The organism is Dyella marensis, from assembly GCF_900112865.1.
GTDB lineage: Bacteria > Pseudomonadota > Gammaproteobacteria > Xanthomonadales > Rhodanobacteraceae > Dyella_D > Dyella_D marensis_A.
In genome coordinates this window covers 1-22133 of sequence record NZ_FONH01000020.1, presented here as the reverse complement: position 1 = coordinate 22133, position 22133 = coordinate 1, and the positions used below count along the sequence as shown (strand labels likewise).

Genomic DNA, 22133 nt, shown 5'->3' with positions numbered 1-22133 from the left:
TCTCTAATCGGGCGATTTTTACAGGGTGGCTAGGTTGATTGTCGTGTTGTATCCGCAACAAATTGCACTACCGCAACTGATAGTCCAGAACGATCTCGCGTACCGCTTGATCGAACTGGACACGAATGCCGTAAAGCCTCGGCTGAGCTTCTTCGGCCTCAGCCACTTCCGCGCCAAGACGTTCCAGCGATGCACGAGTCAAATGACGTCGAAGCACGCTCTGGAAGCACTGCCTGCGCGCGTCGCTGAGAAATGGAATGGCGATCTGCGACGGGTCGACTTCCGGTGACGGATTGCTGCCCATCAGGCCCCAGCAGCCATCCCAGCCGGATCCATAGCTTGGCTCCATTTCGAGGACGCCTGGTTGTTGGCCGGATTGCAGTAGAAGCTCGCGTGACTTCGCGACCCACAGGACCATCTTGACGCGCCAGACCGCATCCTCGATCGCCAGCACCGATGCGAGCCAGTCAGGAAGGAGCCCTTCATCCAGATACTTTAGATGGAGGAAGAGCGCCGCAGAAAACGTACCACCGCAGAAAAGGGCTAGCCCGTACGTCATTTCTTCAACGGCTGGAATCAATCCGTCCATGACAAGGCCGCCGTCATTCCAGTTAGATGGAGCCATGGGCATCCGGCCGAGTGTGGCCAATGTGTCTTCCAGGAACCGATCGTACGGATACTCCGAGCGCTCATCCGGGTATCGCGCCATGAATGCACTGATCAGGCTTTCGTAGATGTTCTTCCATTGCGGGCCGTCGATGCGCCCTAGCAGCCTTGGCGTCAGGTAATGCAGCCAATCTGACCACTCTCGCCGGAGACCGAAACAGCCGGGACCTGAGGTGAGGGTCATCAGGGCGGTTTCGATCAACTCACGCTCCCACCGGCTGGCATCATCAGTCAGCAGCTCAGTAAAAAACCGACGATGCTCCGCCATGAACCAGGCTTCGCCCATGGGGCGGGCTGGCTTGCGGGCGTGCTCCTGCAGCCGACGAAGGGCCTGAGCATCCGGCCCTGTGCCGGGTATCCACAAGTAAGTCATCTGCTTCCCGGCTTTTGTAGACATCCCTGCCATTCTCCCTTGCTCCTGATGACCTATATGTTTGCCATAAACGTAGAGGAGGAAAAGGACCAGGAAAGCAGGAGTACCGTTCATGCGCCCTAGGCTCGTCCGAATCTAGGAACCCTGATGCCCATCAATTTGATCCTCCGCGCATCATCACCGAGCAGGTCGCCCCTAATACGGCGTGATAGTCCTGTCCGGGGGATGACAGCGCCTCCCATGGACGCATCTGCCATCCTCAAATCCCGCGACAGGCGATCGGTGCGGCCTGCAACTTTGGCTGCTTATCGAAAGACTTGCGGTAGAGCCCTTGTGCCTCTCGAGTACCGTCGGCAACTTGCTGTTGCGTCAATGGCGGAGGAGTGGTTATGCCAGGCGACAAGTAGGACATTCGAATGGACCGCTCCAATTCCAGCGCATAAGGTCCTTCCGCTCCTTGCTGAAGCAGCCGGTTCATCACGTACTGGGCATAGACATCATTCTTCGTGACCAGCGGCAGCAAGCCATCGTTGTCGCCGTGACCGCCTCGGGCGAGCATGCTTACGATCCTCCAGTCTCCGCGGGCGAGGCCGTCGGATATATAGCGGGGCGCATCGCGGCGATAGTCGGCTATGTCCTGCTGGGAATAGGTGAGCGCCACTCCGTTGTTCTGGAATACGGATTGCACGTAGCAGGCCTGCGCATCGGCGTTGCCACTCGATGCGGCCGCCTTGGTCATCTCATAGAAATGCTTGGCGGATGCGACATCGCCAGGACAATCGGCCGCATCTTGCTGGTTGCTCCTGGCCGCTTCATCCTCATCCGCAGCTATATTGGCCATGCAGCTATCCGCCTGCGCCTTCGCCTGTCCACCCTTGGCGATTTCCTGGCAGGCCTTGGCGACGGATTTTCGTGCATTGGCTTGGCCATGCGAGAAATAGCATCGACGGCTTTGTTCGAACTGCGCGGTCAGTTGCTTGCCTGACGCAGCCTGGCCTAGGGAGCTCTCAAGCCTCGCCCGCGGAGCCTCTGGCGCATCACCTGCCGCTGACTCCACCTCAGCAGTAGGCATTGTTGCAACGGGCTTGTGATCCCGTCCATTCGAGTCGGCTGAATGCCAGATAGCCCAGGCTGCAGTAGCCACGGCCAGTGGGCCGACAGAGAGGATTACGAGGTGATTCCGTTTCATAGCGAAAGGACCTGACGCAATACGGTTAGGTAATAAGTTTCGGTGCAACGCTTCTCGGTCCTGAGCGTCGCTATGTTTGCCGTAAATCTGGCGAAGGGAAAGGGATCGCAAGGAAGCGGAGACGAGGTTCATTAACCCGCCGCTATGGGATGCCCCCGTTCTGATCCAGCGTCATAGCGCTCCTCGGCCTAGCCAAAAGGCAAGCAAAGACGCCTTGGAACCCCCATCAGGCTTTGTGCCCGGATAACCGCCGCAAGCCGCCCGCGAGCCGGCAGATAGCGACGATCACCTGCTCTTGACGCTCGCCGATCACCCATGTCAAATGCTCGCAGCCTTGCGCAATGCATGGCTCTAAACAAGGGGACAATAGGGATGCTGCAATGGCCATGGGGACGGCTAATCCGTCCTTGCGTTTCTGTTTTCAGTACGTTCCAGCATCGCAGCGAGCGGCAACCGCTCTTTGACGGTGTCGGCCTTGAGACCCTGCAGCACGAAGGTGATGGATGTCGCCGGATCGAGCCTCCACGCCGCGCGACACGCGTCGGATACCACCTCACCGCCTTGGCGGCGGCGCTGGCACTGCTGCACGTTCCGACGCAGCTGCATGCGGAGGTCGAAGTCGTCGGCTGGAAATGCTATGGCGGCGGAACCGTGACCACCAGCGACGGAAGCACGTATAACCCGGGCTTCTGCGACCCCGTATATGCCGACACAGGCGGTGGTTATGGCGGCGGCGGCGGAATAAGCGCTGGCGGTGGTGGCGGCGGCACGACAGCGCCCAATCCCGGCAATTCGCCCAACCAGAAACGCGACGCTTCCATAAAGACCAAATGCGACCAGTCGGGATCCCCTCAAGCCGCGGGCAATCCAGTCGTCTTCTCCACTGGCAACAAGATCGAACCCGAAGTCGATTTTCGCAGCGGCGGGGACATGCCCCTGACCCTCAACCGCACCTACGATTTCTATTGGGACGGCATCGGCATTTTCGGCCGCCGCTGGCTGAGCAGCTTCGATTACAAACTGCTGTTCACCACGGACGACCCGACCTCCGCCTGCTATCCACGCCCCGGCAATGGCACCTGCGATCCCACCGGCGCCTCGATCTGGGCGCAGCGCCCCGACGGGCGCAAGATCAAGTTCAACTATGCAACCTCACCAGTGCCGGGCTGGTACGAAGACAAGCCGTCGCCCATCGCCAAGATCCTCAAGGTCGGCGGCAACTACCAGCTCTATAGCGAAGACCACACGGTCGAGCTGTACGACGCCGCCGGCTTTCCCGTCACCATCAAGAACCAGCAGGGCATCGGCTGGAACTTCACCTACGACGGCAATCACTACCTGACCCGGGTCACTCATGACTCAGGACGCCATGTGGATTTCACCTGGAGCGGAGGCCTGCTCACGCAGATCACCGACCCGGCCGGCAATGTCTATCAGTACACCTACAAGACCATTGCCCTGACCTCGTCCAACACGATGCAGATGGCGTCGGCACAGACGGCCTCCAGGTCACTCGCACCGATGCTGATGATGCAGCCGGACCTGGACGATCCGCCGCCGACGCCGGTCAATCCGCCGATCCAGACGATGGTGGCGTTGCTTACCGGCGTGACACAGCCTGGTTCGCCCTCCACCACGCTGGCCTATCTGTACGAAGACAGCCGGTTCCAAACCGCGCTGACCGGCAAGACCATCCAGGGCGTGCGCTACTCGTGGTTCACCTACGATGCCAATGCCCGTGCGATCGAAACCAAGCATGCCTATGGCATGGAGCGTTACCAGTTCGCCTACACGCTCGACACCAACGGCAAAGTGACCGCAACGGCGATTACCAACCCCCTTGGCAAAGTAACGACCTACTCCTTCGACGCCAGCGGCAATCAGCTGTCGATCGACGGCCAGGCCTCGACGCATTGCTCCGCCAGCTACGCTGCGCGGCAGTACGACTCCAACGGCTATATGTCTGCATCGACCGATTTCAGGGGCAACATCACCGCCTACGAATCGGACGCCAAGGGCCAGGTATTGAAGGTCACCGAGAATGCCGGTGCCGATCCGAGCGCACAGCGTGTCAGGACGTATGTCTGGGACGACTACAACCACCAGACCAAGGAAACCTTGGCAGGCCAGCGCGAGATCGCCTACGTCTATGGGGCGGACCAGCGGCTTGCCTCCGCCACGGTGAAGAACCTGTCGTCCACCGTGGCTGCCAGTGCAGGCCAGACGCGCGCCACGACCTACGCCTACACCACCTGGCCAAACGGCCTGCTGGCCACGATGACGATCGATGGTCCGCTGGCGGGCTCGGGTGACGCTACGGTGCTCACGTATTCGCAGACAGGCGACCTGCTGTCCTCGAAGAATGGCCTCGGTCAGACCACGACCTACGACGGCTACAACAACCTCGGCCTGCCCGGAAGCATCACGGGCCCCAACGGCGAGAAGGAGGCCTACGTCTATGACGGCCGTGGTCGTGTTGTCGACCGCCAGACCTTCCGCAACGGCGGAACGCAGCATACCTATTACGAGTACGACGGGTTCGGCCGTCTTTCGCGCATGACCGCCCCGGACGGCATGACGCACTCCTACCAGTACGACGCCGCCGGCCGTCTCCTCTCGGAGTACGAACCGGAGCCGGGCGGGACATTCGCACAGACGGTCTACACCTACAACGCCATGTCGCTGCCGACTTCGGTCAAGAAGCAGCGCAGCTTTGTAGAGCCGCAGCGGGGGACCACGCCATGAGTGGCAAGGGAATGCTTCGCCTGCTCGGCGTGCTGTTGTGCCTGTGCCTGAGCGCATTGCTGGCGCCGACAGCCTCCGCGCGACCGATGTGCACCATCAGCCTCAATTCGGCGCAGAACGGCCAGACTTTGGTGACGCCACCTGGCGTCTCGATCTCGCTCTCAGGAACCATCACCTGCGATACGCCGTTGCAGTTGAGGATATTCGACAACGGCCAGCAGATCCTTTCACCGGGCATGAGCGGCGGCGGATTCAACTACTCGTTCTCGACGACGTGGAGCAACGTGCCTGCCGGGGTCCACAGCTTCTCGGCCACAGTGGATGGCGCCTATGACTCGGCCACCTCCGACAACTCGGTCGTCGTGACGGTCGTGTCCACGGTCGTGACCGGCAACATCGACAGTGTTTCCGCCGACGGCTGGATCAGCGGCTGGGCCTGCTCCACCTATCGCACGGATTCGATTAACGTCGACCTCTATCTTGGCGGCCCCTATGGCACCGGTACTGGCATCGTTCGCACCCTGGCGAACCAGTCCAGCGAGCCCGGCGTGGCCAGCGCCTGCAAGGTTGGCAGCGGCAGCTTCCGCTTCAATATTCCGCTGAGCGAAGCCCAACGACTGCAGTACGCGGGCCAGAAGATCTACATCCATGGCATCTCTCCCGTAGGCGCGGCCAATAACCTGATCGGCAATTCGGGCAACCTGGTCGTGCCGACGCCCACGCCAAATGCCCAGTTCGTCAGCCAGTCTGTGAACACGGCGATGCAGACTGCAACCACGCAGACCGTCACACTGCAGTTCAAGAACACCGGCACGCGCACGTGGAAGACGGCCGATGCGTTCAAGCTCGGCTCGCAGAATCCCGAGAACAACGGTACCTGGGCTATCGCGCGGGTGGCCTTGCCGGCCGATATCGCGCCGGGGCAGACCGCGACCTTCAGCTTCCAGATTCAGGCCCCGCCTCCCGGCAACTTCAGTTTTCAGTGGAGGATGCTGCAGGAGGGAGTAACCTGGTTCGGCGACTTCAGCCCGAACGTCGTCATCGCAGTCAGCCCGCCACCGCCGGTGGTATCGACCTACAGCAGCGTCGACTATGACGAGCTAGGGCGCGTGATCGCGCGACGCGACAGCGCCGGCAACGTCAAGGTCAGCTACACCTACGATGCCGACAACAACATCACCAAGGTGACCGACGCGCTCAATCGCTCCACCACCGTGGACTACGATGCGTTCAGTCGTCCGATCAAGTCGACCGATCCGGCCGGTGGCATTACCCAGTACGCGTACGACACCGCCGATAACCTCGTCCAGGTGACCGACCCGCGCGGCAAGGCCACCACGTATACCTACGACGGCTTTGCCCAGCTATGGACCCAGGTCAGTCCGGATACGGGAACCGCCTCCTACACCTACGATGCCTCCGGCCAACGCACCGGCATGGTGCGCAACGACGGCAGCTCGCTCACCTACGGATACGACGGCATGGGGCGGCTGACCAGCGTCAGCGGCGGTCAGCAAGTGCGTAGCTATACGTATGACTCTTGCACCAATGGCAAGGGGCGCTTGTGTGGTTTCAGCTCGGCCGTCGGCGCGACCACCCAGACCTGGACCCAATTCACCTATACCGTCGATGGCCTGATCGCAACACGCGACGATGCCATGCAGAGCACGGAGAACTTGACGGCTTATAACTATGACGATTCCGGCCGCGTCACGGGCATCAGCTATCCCAGTGGCGTCAGCGTGGGATACGCCTACTCGTACGGCAAGCTGAGCGCGGCAACGGTCACCGCCAACGGAACCACCAGCAACCTCGCCACCGGGGTGAACTACCAGCCGCTGGGACCGGTCGCGGGGTGGACCGTGGGTAACGGCCTTGCACGCGGTTACGGCTACGACAGCGATGGCCGCCTGACCGGTATCAGCACCGGAAACGCCAGCGGCGTGCTGCAAAGCCTGACCTATGGCTTCAACGCGGCCGACGAGATGACCGCGGCAACCAACGGCTTCAATACGGGACTGAGCCAGCAATACGCATACGACGCGCTTTCGCGGCTGACCAAGCAGACGTACGGCTCAGGTGGACAGCAGCTGCGCGAGTACGACGCGTCGGACAATCTGACTCACAACAACGGCCCGTGGGACGAATATCCCGTCATCGATCCCGCCAGCAATCGCGCGACGAGCATGGGGCCGCACAGCTATGGCTACGACGCGCGCGGCAATCGCTCCAGTTACTATTTCCAATACGACGCGTCGACGGCCACATATACCTACGACGCCTTCAACCGCCTGAGCCAATACAGCCGCAATGTCGCCACGACTTTCGGCGAACCGAACGGGCCGAATGGAGAAGCCATCTATCATCCGGCGGGCAGCTGGTCTTATCTCTACGACGCGCAGGATCAACGTGTAGGCAAGAGCGGACCCGATGGCCAGACACGCTATGTGTACGGCGCACCAGGGCAACTGCTGGCCGAGTACGGCCCCAATGGATGGAAGAGCTACCTGTGGCTTGGCGGGCAGCTGGTCGGCGTATACAGCACCAGCGCCGGCCTTGGATTCGTGCATACCGACCACCTGGGACGCCCGGAGCTGGTGACCAATGGAGCACAGCAGACGACTTGGCGCGCCGCCAACTACGCTTTCGGCCGCACCGTGCTGCAGGACGCCATTGGCGGCTTGAACATAGGTTTCCCTGGCCAATACCTGGATGCCGAGTCAGGTACCTGGCAGAACGGATTCCGGGACTATGACAGCCGGCTGGGGCGTTATCTGCAAGGTGACCCCGTGGGCCAAAGCGGTGGAGTGAACACTTATATCTACGCTCGGGCAAACCCTACACACCTGGTGGATATTCTCGGTCTGACGCCCTGCGACATCTCTACGGCGCTGGCCTTCTTACGTGAAAAGTTTCCAACAAGCAGGTTCCCGGAAATCGATGTTCCTTCGCGCGTCAGTACTGGCGACACGATCAAATCAGACAATGCCTGGGGCTTGACGACCGGACTTTTTCGCTCTGTGACTATTGATAGTTCGTTCAATAAGAAACTGGATGCGAAGGATGCGGATCAGCTGATTTGGACGCTTTTGCACGAGAGCATGCACCGGGCAGAGTCCACCACGCTCTATATCATGCAAGCCTCCAACCCCACGTACGTGGCTTGGCACGCCCAGGTGGACATGTGGTCTTTCGAACTGTCACAAACGGTGGCGGACGAGTTTGGTCTAATTCGCGCTCAATGCGACTGCTCAAAAGGTGGAAAATGAAAACTCTTTTGGCTGTGTTGGTTCTGTGCGCTTTTTCTTGTCGCGCACCGGAGCAGGCGGACTTGTTCAGCAACGCCGGACTGAATCTGGCTGATGTTCATCGTGCGGAGCTTGATGGCAGCACAAAAGAAAAAGTGCCTTTCGGCTTCCTTGTCGCCGGCCACGAGGTGGCAAAAGGAGCGGGGCGCGTATTTCAGTTCAGACAGAAGCACGATTCAAAGCGAGGGGCCGACGGTGCCTACACTGAGGAGCTCTCCGTGTACGTGCCGGAAGGCGCTCCTGAGGAGCTGTCCATCGACCTGTCCGAACGAAGGAACGGCGTCATCGCTTTTTACTCCACCTTTAGCGACGCCTTCCGGGGAAATAGCGGGTGCTTCGGCTATGCCGCGAGTGGAAAGCTCTCGATCAAAAAGGACGGCGAGCATTGGATCGTCACTTTGAATTCCACCTTCGCCAGAAAAGACCCCATCGGATTAGGAGCTCGCTGTGACGACGTGCATGTCGAAGGCTCCTACAAGATCGAGCGGCAGTCACCTGCTTCTGGCTGAGGAGGCCAGCTCCAGCGCAAAACTTGCGCGACTCTTGCCGATCCTCCTGGTCCTGGCGCTGCCTGGTTGTGATGTGGATTTATTCAATTCCGACTGCCGCTCGATCGGCGAATCCGGATATGCACTCTGCCGAGAGGAAAACGGGCCCGTCGTGTTCTACATCGAGCCGGCTGGTGAGCTGGCTTCGGGTGGAGGGGTGCTGGAAGGGACCGTGCGGGCCATTGGGTGGAACGAGCAGGTGATCGTTGCGGATCGGAAGGCTTTGTCTGGCGGGGATCCGGATGGGCCGATGGTTCTGGATATCGCGAGCAAGAAAGTTGAGGGGCCTTTCGATCAGGATGCTGTCGCCAGGAAGTATCCCTCAATCAAACTATCCAGGGCGGCTGATGCCTGGGAAGCTCTGCGCTAAGGAAGCAGCGATGATCACCTTCCGGTGCTCGTTAGTGATTTCCATCGCTGCGCTCTGTGGTTGTGATGTCCACCACTGTGAGCTGTTTATGGATGGAAGGACTCAGCTGCTCCGGGAGCCCTATCCCATGGGATACCCAACTTCCAAGCCTGCTCAGAATGAAGTCCTGGCCGAACTCATCGCGCAGAAGGCTGTTGTCTTGGACGATCGCTACGAGAAGGATTTCCACCTATATAAAGTCAAGACTGCGGATGGCCGAGCCGGTTACGTGATCGGCGGTCCAGGCATTCGAGAGGTCGGCTGCAAGTGATTACCTAGTCTTGCGGTACTGAGTCGACTCATAGAGTCCAAGGCGTTCTGATCAAAGATCGCCGGGCGCTGTGGTGCTTTCTGGTCTGCGCACACAGAAAAATCGCATGGCAACCTTCCGCATCGGTTCGACGGAACTATCGGACATATCCGCAAATTGCGTCATGCACGCTCCATGCGGGCGCGCGCCTACAGACAACCAAAAATCGATTTGATAGTGTCGATGGCGTTGTCCGCGCAGTGTCTCGATACGCATCGCGGGCAACCATGGCAGCAATGCTGTGAGAGCGCGGGCCAAGGGTGCGCTAACACCCCTGACCCGCTGACCATCACCAACTATCAGAGAGTTGATCATGGCTACCCCAGATCATACGGCACCTACGCGCTCGCCGATCCCCTCGGCGACACACCCACCGACCATCCGGGCCGTCCGACGACATCGCGGACACGGTTGACGAACCGCGGACTAAGAGTTTTCGCTGGAAGTTTTCCGAGCCGACCTACCCGGCGCGTTGCCTTGTGCGATAGCGAAGCCTCCTAACCCCGCACACCACTTCCTCAATCAAGCCGCCCGGCGCCCAGCCTTTGGGCCGTCGGTGAATCTTCGAGTCCGTGTGATCGCGGCACGTCGTGTTGTCTGCGGCGTGCCGTTCTCGGAGCGGAGGCGCGGCGCTCAGCAAGGAGTTGCTTATGAACAATGTTTTCGGCGAACCCTGGATCATCCGCCATACCACCTATTTCTCCGATCCCGACGCGGGGCCGGATGCGCTGTTGAACGACGCTACCGAATGGCTGCGCTATGCCTACAACGCCGTGCACCTGCTGGCGGAACTGGCCCATGAGCGCGGCACCGTCGACATGCACCGGTTGCCGGTGATGTTGGAAGGGATCGGGGCGTTTATCGATATGGGGTCGCGTTGCGCTACGCAGGCGCATATGCGGATGCAGTTGCAGAGGGTGAGGAGCGAGAGAGAGCTACCGACAATGGGATCGTAGACAACGCGCCCAACTCCTTCACTGCCCGAGTGACGCGACGGGGGTTACCAACCTCCGTCGCCGATACCATCCAATGATCAAATGGATCAAAACGGCGTTGACCTAACTCGCTATAAGTGAACCTGGCACTGCTCTATCGCCTACCCTTCTGGATCGCGTTACGAATTACATCAGGGTCACCTTGCCCCAGGAGATGAAAAGCAGCGCCATCAGGAAAAGCCACGATCGCATAGTAGTTCACGCCCTCTTCGGTAGTGCCACCAAAGACATCGCACATTCTGATCTCTTTCGTCTCGGTATATCGAGGTGCTGCGGTGCTGTTGCCCTTCAGAATCTTTGATGCAGCAAGCTCGCAGAGCTCAGCGCTCCTCAGTTGATCACCCTCCACCTTGCTGGGCTGTGCCATCAGGTAGATAAAAGGTTGATGCCAATCCGAGGAGCCGTTCGCGGTGTACAACAAAGCACCGCCCTGACCTGCTACAAGCTGCAACCCCGGGACCTCGAACTTGGCCCCAAACGCAACCTCAGAATCAGCGGTGCGGCCGTCCCAAGAGATCGTCGATAGAAGCGATTTCAGCTGATCAAGCTTTGCCGGATCCTCACCTTGATAGCTGATCATGAAACTAAGCTTCTGCTTACCTCGGTCTACAGTCAGCCACCAACCACCCCAACTGCGGCCATCAACTAGTGCTCGACTTCGCAACATTCCGTCAAGCTTGCCGTTATGAAACGGAACCGCAGGATCTGGAAACGTTCGTTCCAGAGCAGTCAGATTTTCGCTGGGTAGCTCTATCGAGCTTACCTCCACGACGATCCTGATTGCCCGATCATCACTGACGAACATCGAGCCTAAGAGAGGCGGCTTCACGCCGACGGGTAGCGCGAATTTGACGCCAATCCCAGGAACCTCGTACTTCGCACTCTCAGCGCCCGGCGCTCGGACTAGGGCGTATGCCGCTAGGCAGGCCAGAAGCATCGCGCTCGCTATAACCAAAAGATATTTCCGCACATCTCCCCCGTTCTCTGCCAACTCAACGAGTCGGGCTCACCTCTAAAGTCACAAGTGAACCTGACCCCGTTATTGCATAGGCTTTCTCCCAGCCGGTGAGCTCGTCGTCGTTTGAGCGCGCCGAACCCGCAAACAGCATGCTGGTGATCACTACGAAGAAACATAACAGCCGAGCCAACATGAAGATCCCTCTCTAACCCGCCTAAGAGAAGGGGGCGATATATGCCCCCTCCACCATTCAACAATTGCTCGTGCAAGCAGCCGTATCGTCCGTCATGCAAGTGTGTCCGCCGGCGCAACGGTAACCCTTCAGAGGCTCAAGCATCGACGTGATGCCCCGTCGCACTTGGCTTAACTACCTCCGCCCCCTCTAAAGCTTTAGCGCGGCAGGTTTGCGTCCATCCAGTTGGTGATGAATACATCCAGCGCAATGCGCGGGGGAACAGCCAGGCCGGCGTCGCGCACGAACACCGTGGCAGCCTTGATCAGTGACTGCCGCGCCACGCTACCGGCCTGCCGCGCTGCCGCCTGCTTGCGCCGAAGCTGAACGATGTGAGGCTCCGGTTTACCTGGCTTGGCGAACTTCTGGTAACGGCGTAGCTCATCGGCCACCAGCCTGGTATCGAAGGCCGCCTGCGTGACAGCTATGCGTGCCTTCAGAAGAGAAGTCAGTGACGCCGCCGCCGCCGTCACTCTCGATGGCTCGCCGGCTAACAGGATCAAGTGGGCGATATCTGGCGACAGCTGCTTCTTCAGTTCCGTGCATGCCGAAGCGTCAGAGCGCTCCAGCAGTTCAAGAAGATGTGCGTAGGGAAAAGGAATGGATGCAGCCACAAGACACACCCTAGGAGAAGCCGAGGTCCCTTAAGCCAAAACAGGGGGAGAGCTCGTTTCTCGCAGCATAAGTGAACCTGACTCCGTTTCTAAAGCCCCCCCCAGCACCGCACACCACTTTCTTAATCAAGCCGCCCGGCGCCCAGCCCTTGGGCCGTCGGTGAATCTTCGAGTCCGTGTGATCGCGGCACGTCGTGTTGTCTGCGGCGTGCCGTTCTCGGAGCGGAGGCGCGGCACTCAGCAAGGAGTTGCTTATGAACAACGTTTTCGGCGAACCATGGATCATCCGTCACACCAACTATTTCTCCGATCCCTCAGCCGGCCCGGATGAACTGCTCAACGACGCCACCGAGTGGCTGCACTACGCCTACAACTCTCTGAAGCTGCTCGCCGAGTTGGTAGACGAGCGCAGCAGCATCGATGTACATCGCCTTCCGATCATGCTTGAAGGCATCGCGGCGTTCGTGGATATGGGGACGCGTTGCGCGACGCAGGCGCATATGCGGATGCGGTGGCAGCAGGTGCGGGCTAAAACAGAGGCTTGCGGACTCATTTAATACTCTCATCCCTTTTGACTCTCGCCCTTTGAGGAAAACTTGAGGGGCGAGAGGCAACTTTGCGACCTCAACAGCCACATCCCATCTAACGCATTTCTAAGTCAATTCGGCTCCAAGCGCCCGCACCATTCGCTATAGGAAAAGCACGGAATCGTTTAGCGAATCGAGCCAGCACCGTATCTTCAAGAACTTTAGGGCCCATACCTTGCCATGTACGGATATAGCAATAACGGCCGCCATGTACGGCAGCGAACTCATAACGCGGCCAGTAGAGCGGGATACGCCGGTCTCCGCTTGCTTGCTCTGAGTACAAAAGATGCGTTCGCAAGCGCTGCCTCAGCGACTTGGCCTGTCCAATATAGAAAATGGGGCTATTTCCAGTTGGGTAGGGATAACGCACGTTAGCTTTTGCGGCCAACACATAGACACCTGGAAGCGCGGGAATATCGTGCTCGCGAAGCCGCCAGAAGTCTGCGAGCTTCGACGGCTTCAAGTCCTCAAGGAAATGAAATAGCGCCACGTCCCCTCCTCCAACATTGAGCGCAAAAGATCTGCCTTAGGTTTCCGCGGCCGTATGTTGCCGGCAATCGGCAATACTTCACTATGGGCGAATGCCCTACTTCTGCATATGCTCTATCGCCCACGCACCCGCCATTCCTACTACCTTCCGTTAGCCCCATTGCAACCGAGCCGGCGAAGTAGGAGGCTTAACTTACTTTATAGCAACGGGACCCGCTAAGGGCAAAGGAATGTTCTATGCAGCTAGCAAAGTACCAAGAGCGCGCGCTCTCCACCGACCATACCGCGAAGCGATTTGATACAAAAATTGATAGAGGCTCGGTAGTCTCCTTATTAGGTCTAGCGGGAGAGCTAGGCACCCTTTGCGCCACATACAAGAAATATCTGCGGGACGGTAAAGATTATCAATTTCACAAATATCATATAAAAGAGGAGCTGGGAGATATTCTTTGGTACTTAGCCGTAGTCGCCGATAAATTTGGATTTAAGTTAGATGATGTCGCAAAGTTTAATATCGAAAAAATTGACGGCAGATGGAAGGAAGGCGTTCAGGCTGCAATGAATTATGATAAAGGAATGCCAAAGTCCCAGAAGCTTCCAAGAAAATTCAAAATTACTGTAACGCAACACACCATCGACGGTAAAACGAAGGCAGTAATGTGTATGAATGACACCTTGCTAGGCGACCCTCTAACTGATAATGCCGATGAAGCCGATGGCTATCGCTTCCACGATGCATTTCATGTGGCGTTTCTAACAGTCCTTGGTTGGTCCCCTGTTCTTCGCAAGCTAATGAACAAGAAACGCAAAAAGGATCCTCAGAAAGATGAAAACGAGGACGGTGGCCGCGCAATAGTCATTGAAGAGGGCATAGCTGCGCTTATTTTCGAATACGGAAGCGATAACGGTTTAGCAAGCGGCAGGCACATCATTGACGATGAACTCCTACTGGTTCTTCGACAGATGACTAGGCGCCTAGAGATCAAGAAGACTTCGTCGTTCGAATGGCAGAAAGCTGTATTACTAGGATGGAAGACGTTTTCCTGGCTGAATAGAAATATGGGCGGCAGCTTAATATGTGATATGGATGATCAGACCATCTTGCTTAGGAAGCCCACCCTTACGGATCGCCGAAAGACAGCCAATCTGATTAGAGAGGAAGGCAAGCGGCGTAGGATCGTAGCGGTGGACGTTCAGGTATAATGTTTTTCTTACCGGAGCGAAGTCATGGCAAGTCGAGATAAAATTCTTAAACAATTGAAGAGGCTCAGCTTCCCTTTTGTCTTTAATCCTTATACCGACTATTGCACAGACTGGGACACTCCGGGCGCCCCCAGAATCCGAGAGAAGAATCTCGCTTCGCTTATGGAAGCGCTTGATGGAAGAGTGCGCACTATTTGGTTTGGTCGCGACCTAGGCTATCTCGGCGGTCGTCGCACAGGCATAGCACTTACAGATGAAGCGCACCTTCAAAACTTGATGCAAATTTCTGGAGCGCTGGACATTCGCCGGGCAACTACCGGCCCCGCTATAGCGGAGCGTACTGCAGGAACCATTTGGAGAATACTTGAGCAGTTGGAACACATGCCTTTTTTATGGAACATCTTCCCTTTCCATCCTTATTCAGAAGGGAATCAAAGCTCAAATAGATCCCATCGCCGGCAAGAAAGACGAGATTGTACCGCCCTTTTAGAGGCCATTCTCGAGTGGACTGGAGATTGCGATTTGATTGCAATAGGCAACGATGCCGCTGCTGGCCTCAATGAAGCAGGACTCAGATGCATCACGGTTCGCCATCCAAGTTACGGCGGCACTGCCGACTTCATTTCGGGCATGGAAAAAATTTACGAAAGGGATTTCTCTGGAAGTGCACAGCGAGCGCTATTCTAACTGGAGCTACCAATCAGAAGGTCGACCTTGTAAGCCACGAGGCTGCTCGTTGAACCATGCATAAGCTCTTCGAATCATTTCTGGAGAAAAGCGACTTCGATGCGCTCGGACGGAAGGATAAATATCGTCCCCATCGCAATCCCTAAGATATTCAGGAAAGATGGCTGCCGACGCGCCCCAATAAACGAAGCTCCTCGAAATAATTATATGATTCTGGCTGGTATCTCGATCTAGGTTTAGCTCGTTAGTTGTGCCGTCGACATGACTATGGTGAGAATTGGATTGAATCCACACTCCATTCTCGCGGTGATAAATATTGTCACCGAATGCTTCGGCACGACTGCCATTAAAGACTGGCTTTTTAATCTGAAATCTATCGTCAACCCAATATTCATCAAATGTAAGCTTTTCACCAACAACAAGCGCAAATATTGCTCGTTCTGCCAATGAACCTTGCTTACTGCCGGAGCCAATAATTAGATCTCCGACTTGAGCTACCGCCCGTATCTGTGGCTTACATGTTGCCAATGTGCAACATCCGCCATAAGGATTTGGTGCGAAGCCATAATCTCGTACAAGCTTGTACGAAAACACGCGAGCCATATCACTGGCACCTAACTCGATCAATTTCGCGCTTGCGCCCCTTTCTGGCGGGATGATCGGAGGGAATGTCCTCCTTACCAGCAGCAACTGCAGAGGGGGAGCCAGGTACCAAAACGGTATGAGCGACATCATCGACGTCAGAGGGCAGGTCGTCGCCCTGCACGACAGCAACAATCTTTTTTCCTAGCGTTGCAGCAAGCAGTAGGGCTTCACCAATGCCCACAATCGCCGGATTCCCGTCCAATAGAAAATAACAGACATCCGACGCCGCCATGCAGTCCCGCACATTTGCCGGAACAGCGCCGCCTGCATTTTGGAGCGCCTCTGCTACTGCAGCATCGACAAGCACCTTACATACTTCAGCACCAGCTTTCTTTAGCTGTGCCTCAAGCGATTCGGCCTCTCCCTTCATGGCCGAGATATAGACCACACATGCCTTCATAAGAATCCCTCCCCTGTTGTAGCCGCATCGGCTTGAGAGTCAATTCATTTATGTGCTGCCCTTTAACCACACTTTGAATACCCACAATTCAAACAAGTCTGACACCCATCCATCAACACCAACGCCTTCGTATTGCACTTGGCGCACAACGTCGCCCCCGGCGGAAACCCATTGCTCGATTCGCCCGCGGCCGCCTCAGCTTCCACGCTGGGCCCCGCCTGGCTCACCTCAGTGTTTTTTTTTGCGCCAGCCTCATAGGCCGCACGCTTCTCCGCGATCAGGCGCTTGGTCGACTCGTCCATCTCCGGGTCGTGGATCAGGCCGATGGTCTTCATGTGCTGCTCGATCACCGCGCCGATCTCGGCCACGATGCTGGGCATGTAGATGCCGCCGGGCTTGAAGTAGCCGCCGCGCGGGTCGAACACCGCCTTCATCTCTTCGACCAGGAAGGTGACGTCGCCGCCCTTGCGGAACACGGCGGAGATGATGCGGGTGAGCGCGACGATCCACTGGAAGTGGTCCATGTTCTTCGAGTTGATGAAGATCTCGAAGGGGCGGCGCTGCTCGTGAGGCGTGCCGGCGTTGAGCACGATGTCGTTGACGGTGACGTACAACGCATGCTCGAACAGCGGCGACTTGATCTTGTAGGTGGAGCCGACCAGCGTCTCGGGACGCTCCAGGCTCTCGTGCATCTGGATGACTTCCGCCTTGGGCGCCTCCTTGGGCGCGGCGGGAGCGGCTACTGCGGCGGGCGCGGCCTTGTCCTCGGGCTTGACGACGTTGTAGCCCTTGATCTTCTTTTCGATCTTGATCGCCATAGGGATGCTTCTTTTTTCAATGTTGGCGGGAGAACGGCGCTGCAGCTGCGTAGCCCTGAAACGGCACCGGCCCGGCACTTAAGGCCGGGCCGGCACGCGGTACGGCTTACTTCTTCTTGCGGGCGACCTTCTTGGCCGGCTTGCGCGCGGACTTGACGGCGGCCTTCTTGCTGGCAGTGGACCTCTTGACCGCCTTCTTGGCGGTCTTCTTACCGGCGGCCTTCTTGGCCGTCTTCTTCACGGCCTTCTTGGCCGTCTTCTTGGTGCTGACCTTCTTTGCAGCCTTGCGGGCCGTCTTCTTCACGGCCTTCTTGGCGGTCTTCCTGGCGCCGGCCTTCTTGGTCGCCTTCTTCGCGACCTTCTTGGCGGCGGCCTTCTTGGCGGTCTTCTTCACGGCCTTCTTGGCCGTCTTCTTGGCGCCAGCCTTCTTCACTGCCTTCTTGGCAGTCTTCTTGGCGCCGGCTTTCTTGGCGGCCTTCTTGGCAGTCTTCTTGCCAGCGGCCTTCTTCACCGCCTTCTTGGCGGCCTTCTTGGCCGGAGCGGCCTTCTTGGCAGCCTTCTTGCGCGCCTTCTTGGGGGCGGCAGGGGCTTCGGCAGCAGCCGGGGCTTCCGGCATGGCCGGCGTAGCGATCGAATCGAAATCGGTATCAATGGACATCTGGGTTTCCCCTCCGACGTGAGTTCAGTACTTGGCGTGGGCCTGCGTGTATCAAGGCTTGAAAACAGCTTTCCGGGCATAGGCCGGCGGTTGCTGGGCAACCGCCGGCCTGTACTCAAAACTTGCCGTAATAGCCTTCCTTCAAGGCATCAAAAAGGTTTGCGGCGGTGTGCAGCTCCCCGTCGTATTCCACTTCTTCGTTGCCTTTCAGTTCGATAACGCTACCGTCTTCCAATTCGAAGCGGTAGAGGGTGCTCTCAAGATCGGCCTCCTTCACCAGCACGCCCTGGAACGCGGCGGGGTTGAAACGGAAGGTCGTGCAGCCCTTGAGGCCCTGCTTATAGGCGTAGAAGTAGATGTCCTTGAAATCTTCGTACGGATAGTCCGTGGGCACGTTCGCGGTCTTGGAAATCGAGGAATCGATCCATTTCTGCGAGGCGGCCTGGATATCCACGTGCTCTTTGGGCGTGATGTCGTCGGCGGCGACGAAGTAATCCGGCAGCTTGGCCTGCGGATCGTCGCTGAACGGCACCGCGGCGGCGTTGATGAGGCCGCGGTAGGCGAGCAGCTCGTAGCTGTACACCTCGATCTTTTCCTTGGTCTTGCGGCCTTCGCGGATCACGTTGCGCGAGTAGTGATGGGCGAAGCTCGGCTCGATGCCGTTGCTGGCGTTGTTGGCCAGCGACAGCGAGATGGTGCCGGTGGGCGCGATCGAGCTGTGATGAGTGAAGCGGGCGCCGACTTCGGCGAGCTCAGCCACCAGGTTCGGCGCCACCGAGGCCACGCGCTGCATGTAGCGGCTGTACTTGGCGTGCAGCACGCGGCCGGGGATGGCGTCGCCCACTTTCCAACCGTCGGCGGCCATTTCCGGACGCTTGCGCAGCATGTCGCCGGTGACGGTGAAGTCCTGCGCGAGGATCGGGGCGGGGCCCTTTTCCTTGGCCAGGTCCAGCGCCACTTCCCAGCCGGCCACGGCCATCTCGCGGGAGACGTCCTCGGTGAAGGCCACCGCGTCGGCGTTGCCGTAGCGCATCTTGAGCATGGTGATGGTGCTGCCCAGGCCCAGGAAGCCCATGCCATGGCGGCGCTTGGACAGGATCTCGTGGCGCTGCTGTTCCAGCGGCAGGCCGTTGATCTCGACCACGTTGTCGAGCATGCGGGTGAACACCTTCACCACTTCGCGGTACTCGTCCCAGTCGAAGCGGGCCTTGGGGCCGAAGGGATCGCGCACGAAGGTGGTGAGGTTGATCGAGCCCAGCAGGCAGGAGCCGTACGGCGGCAGGGGCTGCTCGCCGCAGGGGTTGGTGGCGCGGATGTGCTCGCACCACCAGTTGTTGTTCATCTCGTTGACCTTGTCGATCAGGATGAAGCCCGGCTCGGCGTAGTCGTACGTCGAGACCATGATCATGTCCCACAGGTGGCGGGCGCGGATGTGGCCGTAGATCTTGCAGGCGACCAGGCCGTCCTCGCGGGACACGTAGTTCTGGTGGGTGGGCCACTCGCGCCACACGACCTTGGCGGGGTCGGTAAGGTCGATCTCGTCCTGTTCCTTGACGTGCACCGGGAAGACCATCGGCCAGTCGTGGTCGTGCTCGACCGCCTGCATGAAGCCGTCGGTGATCAGCAGGCTCAGGTTGAACTGGCGCAGGCGGCCATCCTCGCGCTTGGCGCGGATGAATTCCTTGACGTCCGGATGGCTCACGTCGAACGTGCCCATCTGCGCACCGCGGCGGCCGCCGGCGGAGGAGACGGTGAAGCACATCTTGTCGTAGATATCCATGAAGGACAGCGGGCCGCTGGTGTAGGCGCCAGCGCCCGACACGTAGGCGCCGCGCGGGCGCAACGTGCTGAACTCGTAGCCGATGCCGCAGCCGGCCTTCAGGGTGAGGCCCGCCTCGTGCACCTTCTCCAGGATGTCGTCCATGGAGTCGGTGATGGTGCCCGACACGGTGCAGTTGATGGTCGAGGTGGCGGGCTTGTGCTCCAGCGCGCCGGCGTTGGAGGTGATGCGGCCGGCGGGAATCGCACCGCGGCGCAGCGCCCACAGGAAGCGCTCGAACCAGTGCTGGCGCAGCTCCGGCGTGGCTTCCACTTCGGACAGCGCGCGCGCGACGCGCTGGTAGGTTTCGTCGACGCTGCCGTCGACCGGATCGCCCGACTTGGCTTTCAGGCGGTACTTCTTGTCCCAGATGTCGTAGGACGCAGGCTGCAGCGGAATCATGGCAACGCCGTCTCGATTGATTTCCGCACCCACAGCAGGTGCACGCACAGTGCTCATCGGCTTCCTGACCTCCCGGCTTGGCCTTGCGGCCCCGTTGGTTTCTTCTTTTATGGTTTGGACCGTCCGCGCGTACGTCGCTCTATGCGAGGCCGTGCCTGACGTCCCCCTGCCGACTCTGCGACAACTCCCCCTAGAGCTGTCATCTTGGCACCAGCATTAGTTGGAGCGCCGGCGCCCATACACAAGATGTTGTGGTGCGAACGGAGGTGCAAGTTACCCCCGAGGCCGGCCGATGTCAAAGATTTTTGCGCGGGATCACGTTTGGAACTGTCGGCGTTGAGTTACGTCGAAGTGAGCGGCTTTCCGGTGAGTGTGTCGGCATGTTGTTTGCGTATCTGCCGGCGTCTTCCGGAGGCTTCGGTAGGGCTTGTCTGACACGCCTGTCATCCCAACAGAAGCGCCGCAGGGCGCGGCTTAAGATGCTCCGCCTGCCGATCGATCCGAACCTTCGCGCGCCTCGTGCACGCGCCTCACTCGAAAGGGAGTCGCTTTCCATGTCGCACCGCCGTATCCGTCCGTTCGCCGCCTTGTTCGCCGCCCTGCTCGGCACTGCCGTGCCGCTGGCCAGCCAGGCCTCCCTGCCCGCCACCGTCGACGGCCAGGCCCTGCCCTCGCTGGCGCCGATGCTGGAGAAGGTGACGCCGGCGGTGGTGAACATCTCGACCAAGACGCGCGTGCAGGTGCGCGATCCGTTCTTCGACGATCCGGTGTTCCGCCAGTTCTTCGGCCTGCCCGGCCAGCAGCGCGAGCGGGTGGCGCAGAGCCTGGGTTCGGGCGTGATCGTGGATGCGGCCAAGGGCTACATCCTCACCAACAACCATGTGGTGGGCGGTGCGGACGACATCACGGTGAGCCTGCAGGACGGGCGCGACTTCAAGGGCAAGCTGATCGGCACCGATCCGGATACCGACGTGGCGGTGGTGCAGATCCAGGCCACCGGACTGCAGGCGTTACCGGTGGCGGATTCATCCAAGCTGCGTGTCGGCGATTTCGTAGTCGCTGTCGGCGATCCCTTCGGGCTGAGTCAGACGGTGACCTCGGGCATCGTGTCGGCGCTGGGCCGCTCGGGCCTGGGCGGCACGGGCTACCAGAACTTCATCCAGACCGATGCGTCGATCAATCCTGGCAACTCCGGCGGCGCGCTGGTGAACCTGCGCGGCGAGCTGGTGGGCATCAACACCATGATTTTCTCGCCCTCGGGCGGCAACGTCGGCATCGGCTTCGCCATCCCGACCAATCTCAGCCGCGACGTGATGGAGCAGCTGATCGCGCACGGCAAGGTGAGCCGCGGCAACCTCGGCGTGGAGACGCAGGACATCACCCCGCGCATCGCCCAGGTGCTGGGCCTGAAGAACACCAGCGGCGCGGTGGTGACGCGGGTGAGCGCGGGCTCCGCCGCGGACGGCGCCGACATCGAGACCGGCGACGTGATCACCGCGATCGACGGCAAGCCGCTGCGCAACGCACAGGAACTGCGCAACGCCGAGGGCCTGCTGCCGGTAGGCAGCACGGTGAAGCTGACCCTGCAGCGCAATGGCGCCAGCCGCGAGGTGACCGCCAAGCTGACGCCGGAGAAGCTGGCGACGGTGGATGGGGCGACGTTGGATCCGCGCTTGGCGGGGGTGATGTTCAGCGAGTTGTCGCAGAGCTTGCGCGGTCAGGGGGTGGCTGGGGTGGCGGTGCAGAGTGTGAAGCCGGGGAGCCGCGCGGCCTTGGCTGGATTGGGGACTAACGATGTGGTGATCGGTGTGGGGAATGCGCGGATTCCGAATCTGGCCACGATGAAGCGCTTGGCTGGGGTGAAGCCGCGGCAGTTGGTGTTGGTGGTGTCGGGGGATGAGGGGGTGCGGTATGTGGACGTGCGTTGAGCGAACCTCGATGTGAGCTCCTCTCCCAGCGGCGACCCGCAGGTAGTCCCCGTGGGAGAGAGGGATTGGGGTGAGGGTACGGGCGGAGCGCAAGAGTGATGCGCACCGCTCCGCCCGCACCCTCATCCGGCTGCCGCCACCTTCTCCCGG

The 22133-nt window shown here is 59.3% G+C and carries 20 protein-coding genes; 10 read left to right on the top strand and 10 right to left on the bottom strand.

Annotated elements, in window-relative coordinates; genetic code table 11:
* Nucleotides 1-67: 67 nt before the first annotated feature.
* Nucleotides 68-1153 carry a hypothetical protein gene (locus tag BM172_RS18640; protein ID WP_143096553.1) on the bottom strand — a complete coding sequence of 362 codons (1086 nt, stop codon included), beginning with the start codon at nt 1151-1153 and terminating at the stop codon, nt 68-70.
* Between the two features lie 145 nt (nt 1154-1298).
* Nucleotides 1299-2228, bottom strand: a complete 930-nt coding sequence (locus BM172_RS22300; RefSeq protein ID WP_143096552.1) for a hypothetical protein — start codon at nt 2226-2228, stop codon at nt 1299-1301.
* Nucleotides 2229-2600: 372 nt separating this feature from the next.
* On the opposite strand from BM172_RS22300, the gene BM172_RS18630 reads away from it, so the two are divergent.
* From BM172_RS18630 to BM172_RS18605, 6 genes are all read left to right on the top strand, one after another.
* Nucleotides 2601-4973: a DUF6531 domain-containing protein gene (locus tag BM172_RS18630; RefSeq protein ID WP_177218837.1), complete on the top strand. Its 2373-nt coding sequence runs from the start codon at nt 2601-2603 to the stop codon at nt 4971-4973.
* Nucleotides 4970-8242 (top strand): RHS repeat domain-containing protein, encoded by a 3273-nt coding sequence (locus tag BM172_RS18625; RefSeq protein WP_081805197.1) that lies wholly within the window; start codon nt 4970-4972, stop codon nt 8240-8242. The genes BM172_RS18630 and BM172_RS18625 overlap by 4 nt, the downstream gene beginning before the upstream one ends.
* Complete coding sequence (locus BM172_RS18620) at nt 8239-8790, top strand: hypothetical protein (RefSeq protein WP_026635691.1); 552 nt, start codon at nt 8239-8241, stop codon at nt 8788-8790. The genes BM172_RS18625 and BM172_RS18620 overlap by 4 nt, the downstream gene beginning before the upstream one ends.
* Nucleotides 8791-8824: 34 nt before the next feature.
* On the top strand, nt 8825-9199 hold the full coding sequence (locus tag BM172_RS18615; protein WP_026635690.1) for a hypothetical protein: 375 nt from the start codon (nt 8825-8827) through the stop codon (nt 9197-9199).
* A 10-nt stretch (nt 9200-9209) separates the two neighbouring features.
* Entirely contained in the window at nt 9210-9509 is a 300-nt protein-coding gene (locus BM172_RS18610) for a hypothetical protein (RefSeq protein ID WP_026635689.1), read from the top strand.
* 689 nt (nt 9510-10198) lie between these two features.
* Nucleotides 10199-10504: a hypothetical protein gene (locus tag BM172_RS18605; protein ID WP_026635688.1), complete on the top strand. Its 306-nt coding sequence runs from the start codon at nt 10199-10201 to the stop codon at nt 10502-10504.
* Between the two features lie 133 nt (nt 10505-10637).
* Here BM172_RS18605 and BM172_RS18600 read toward each other — a convergent pair whose 3' ends face one another.
* Together BM172_RS18600 and BM172_RS18595 are read right to left on the bottom strand one after the other, a co-directional pair.
* On the bottom strand, nt 10638-11123 hold the full coding sequence (locus tag BM172_RS18600) for a hypothetical protein (RefSeq protein WP_026635687.1): 486 nt from the start codon (nt 11121-11123) through the stop codon (nt 10638-10640).
* Nucleotides 11124-11891: 768 nt separating this feature from the next.
* The gene (locus tag BM172_RS18595; RefSeq protein WP_081805196.1) at nt 11892-12347 is read right to left on the bottom strand and encodes a hypothetical protein; all 456 of its coding nucleotides are present in this window, start codon (nt 12345-12347) and stop codon (nt 11892-11894) included.
* A 254-nt stretch (nt 12348-12601) separates the two neighbouring features.
* Between BM172_RS18595 and BM172_RS18590 the strand changes: the two genes are divergently transcribed.
* A complete protein-coding gene (locus BM172_RS18590) occupies nt 12602-12904 on the top strand; it encodes a hypothetical protein (RefSeq protein WP_026635686.1) in 303 nt (100 codons plus the stop codon).
* 85 nt (nt 12905-12989) lie between these two features.
* On the opposite strand, the gene BM172_RS22295 is transcribed toward BM172_RS18590, so the two are convergent.
* Entirely contained in the window at nt 12990-13424 is a 435-nt protein-coding gene (locus BM172_RS22295) for a GIY-YIG nuclease family protein (protein WP_143096551.1), read from the bottom strand.
* 236 nt (nt 13425-13660) lie between these two features.
* Between BM172_RS22295 and BM172_RS18585 the strand changes: the two genes are divergently transcribed.
* Nucleotides 13661-14626 (top strand): nucleoside triphosphate pyrophosphohydrolase family protein, encoded by a 966-nt coding sequence (locus tag BM172_RS18585; RefSeq protein ID WP_081805195.1) that lies wholly within the window; start codon nt 13661-13663, stop codon nt 14624-14626.
* Between the two features lie 24 nt (nt 14627-14650).
* A complete protein-coding gene (locus BM172_RS22290; protein ID WP_143096550.1) occupies nt 14651-15313 on the top strand; it encodes a uracil-DNA glycosylase in 663 nt (220 codons plus the stop codon).
* A gap of 6 nt (nt 15314-15319) precedes the next feature.
* Here the strand turns inward: BM172_RS22290 and BM172_RS22285 are convergent, their stop codons facing one another.
* The 5 genes from BM172_RS22285 to BM172_RS18570 form a co-directional block, all read right to left on the bottom strand.
* Nucleotides 15320-15916: an Nmad2 family putative nucleotide modification protein gene (locus BM172_RS22285; RefSeq protein WP_143096549.1), complete on the bottom strand. Its 597-nt coding sequence runs from the start codon at nt 15914-15916 to the stop codon at nt 15320-15322.
* Nucleotide 15917: 1 nt separating this feature from the next.
* Nucleotides 15918-16358 carry a hypothetical protein gene (locus tag BM172_RS22280; RefSeq protein ID WP_143096548.1) on the bottom strand — a complete coding sequence of 147 codons (441 nt, stop codon included), beginning with the start codon at nt 16356-16358 and terminating at the stop codon, nt 15918-15920.
* 62 nt (nt 16359-16420) lie between these two features.
* Nucleotides 16421-17176 carry a TSCPD domain-containing protein gene (locus BM172_RS18580; protein ID WP_026635685.1) on the bottom strand — a complete coding sequence of 252 codons (756 nt, stop codon included), beginning with the start codon at nt 17174-17176 and terminating at the stop codon, nt 16421-16423.
* 106 nt (nt 17177-17282) lie between these two features.
* Complete coding sequence (locus BM172_RS18575) at nt 17283-17792, bottom strand: histidine biosynthesis protein HisIE (RefSeq protein WP_090423617.1); 510 nt, start codon at nt 17790-17792, stop codon at nt 17283-17285.
* Between the two features lie 157 nt (nt 17793-17949).
* Nucleotides 17950-20112, bottom strand: coding sequence for an adenosylcobalamin-dependent ribonucleoside-diphosphate reductase (locus BM172_RS18570; protein WP_026635683.1), 2163 nt, complete (start codon nt 20110-20112; stop codon nt 17950-17952).
* Nucleotides 20113-20609: 497 nt separating this feature from the next.
* Here BM172_RS18570 and BM172_RS18565 point away from each other — a divergent pair, with 497 nt between their 5' ends.
* Entirely contained in the window at nt 20610-21983 is a 1374-nt protein-coding gene (locus tag BM172_RS18565) for a DegQ family serine endoprotease (protein WP_026635682.1), read from the top strand.
* Nucleotides 21984-22133: the final 150 nt, after the last annotated feature.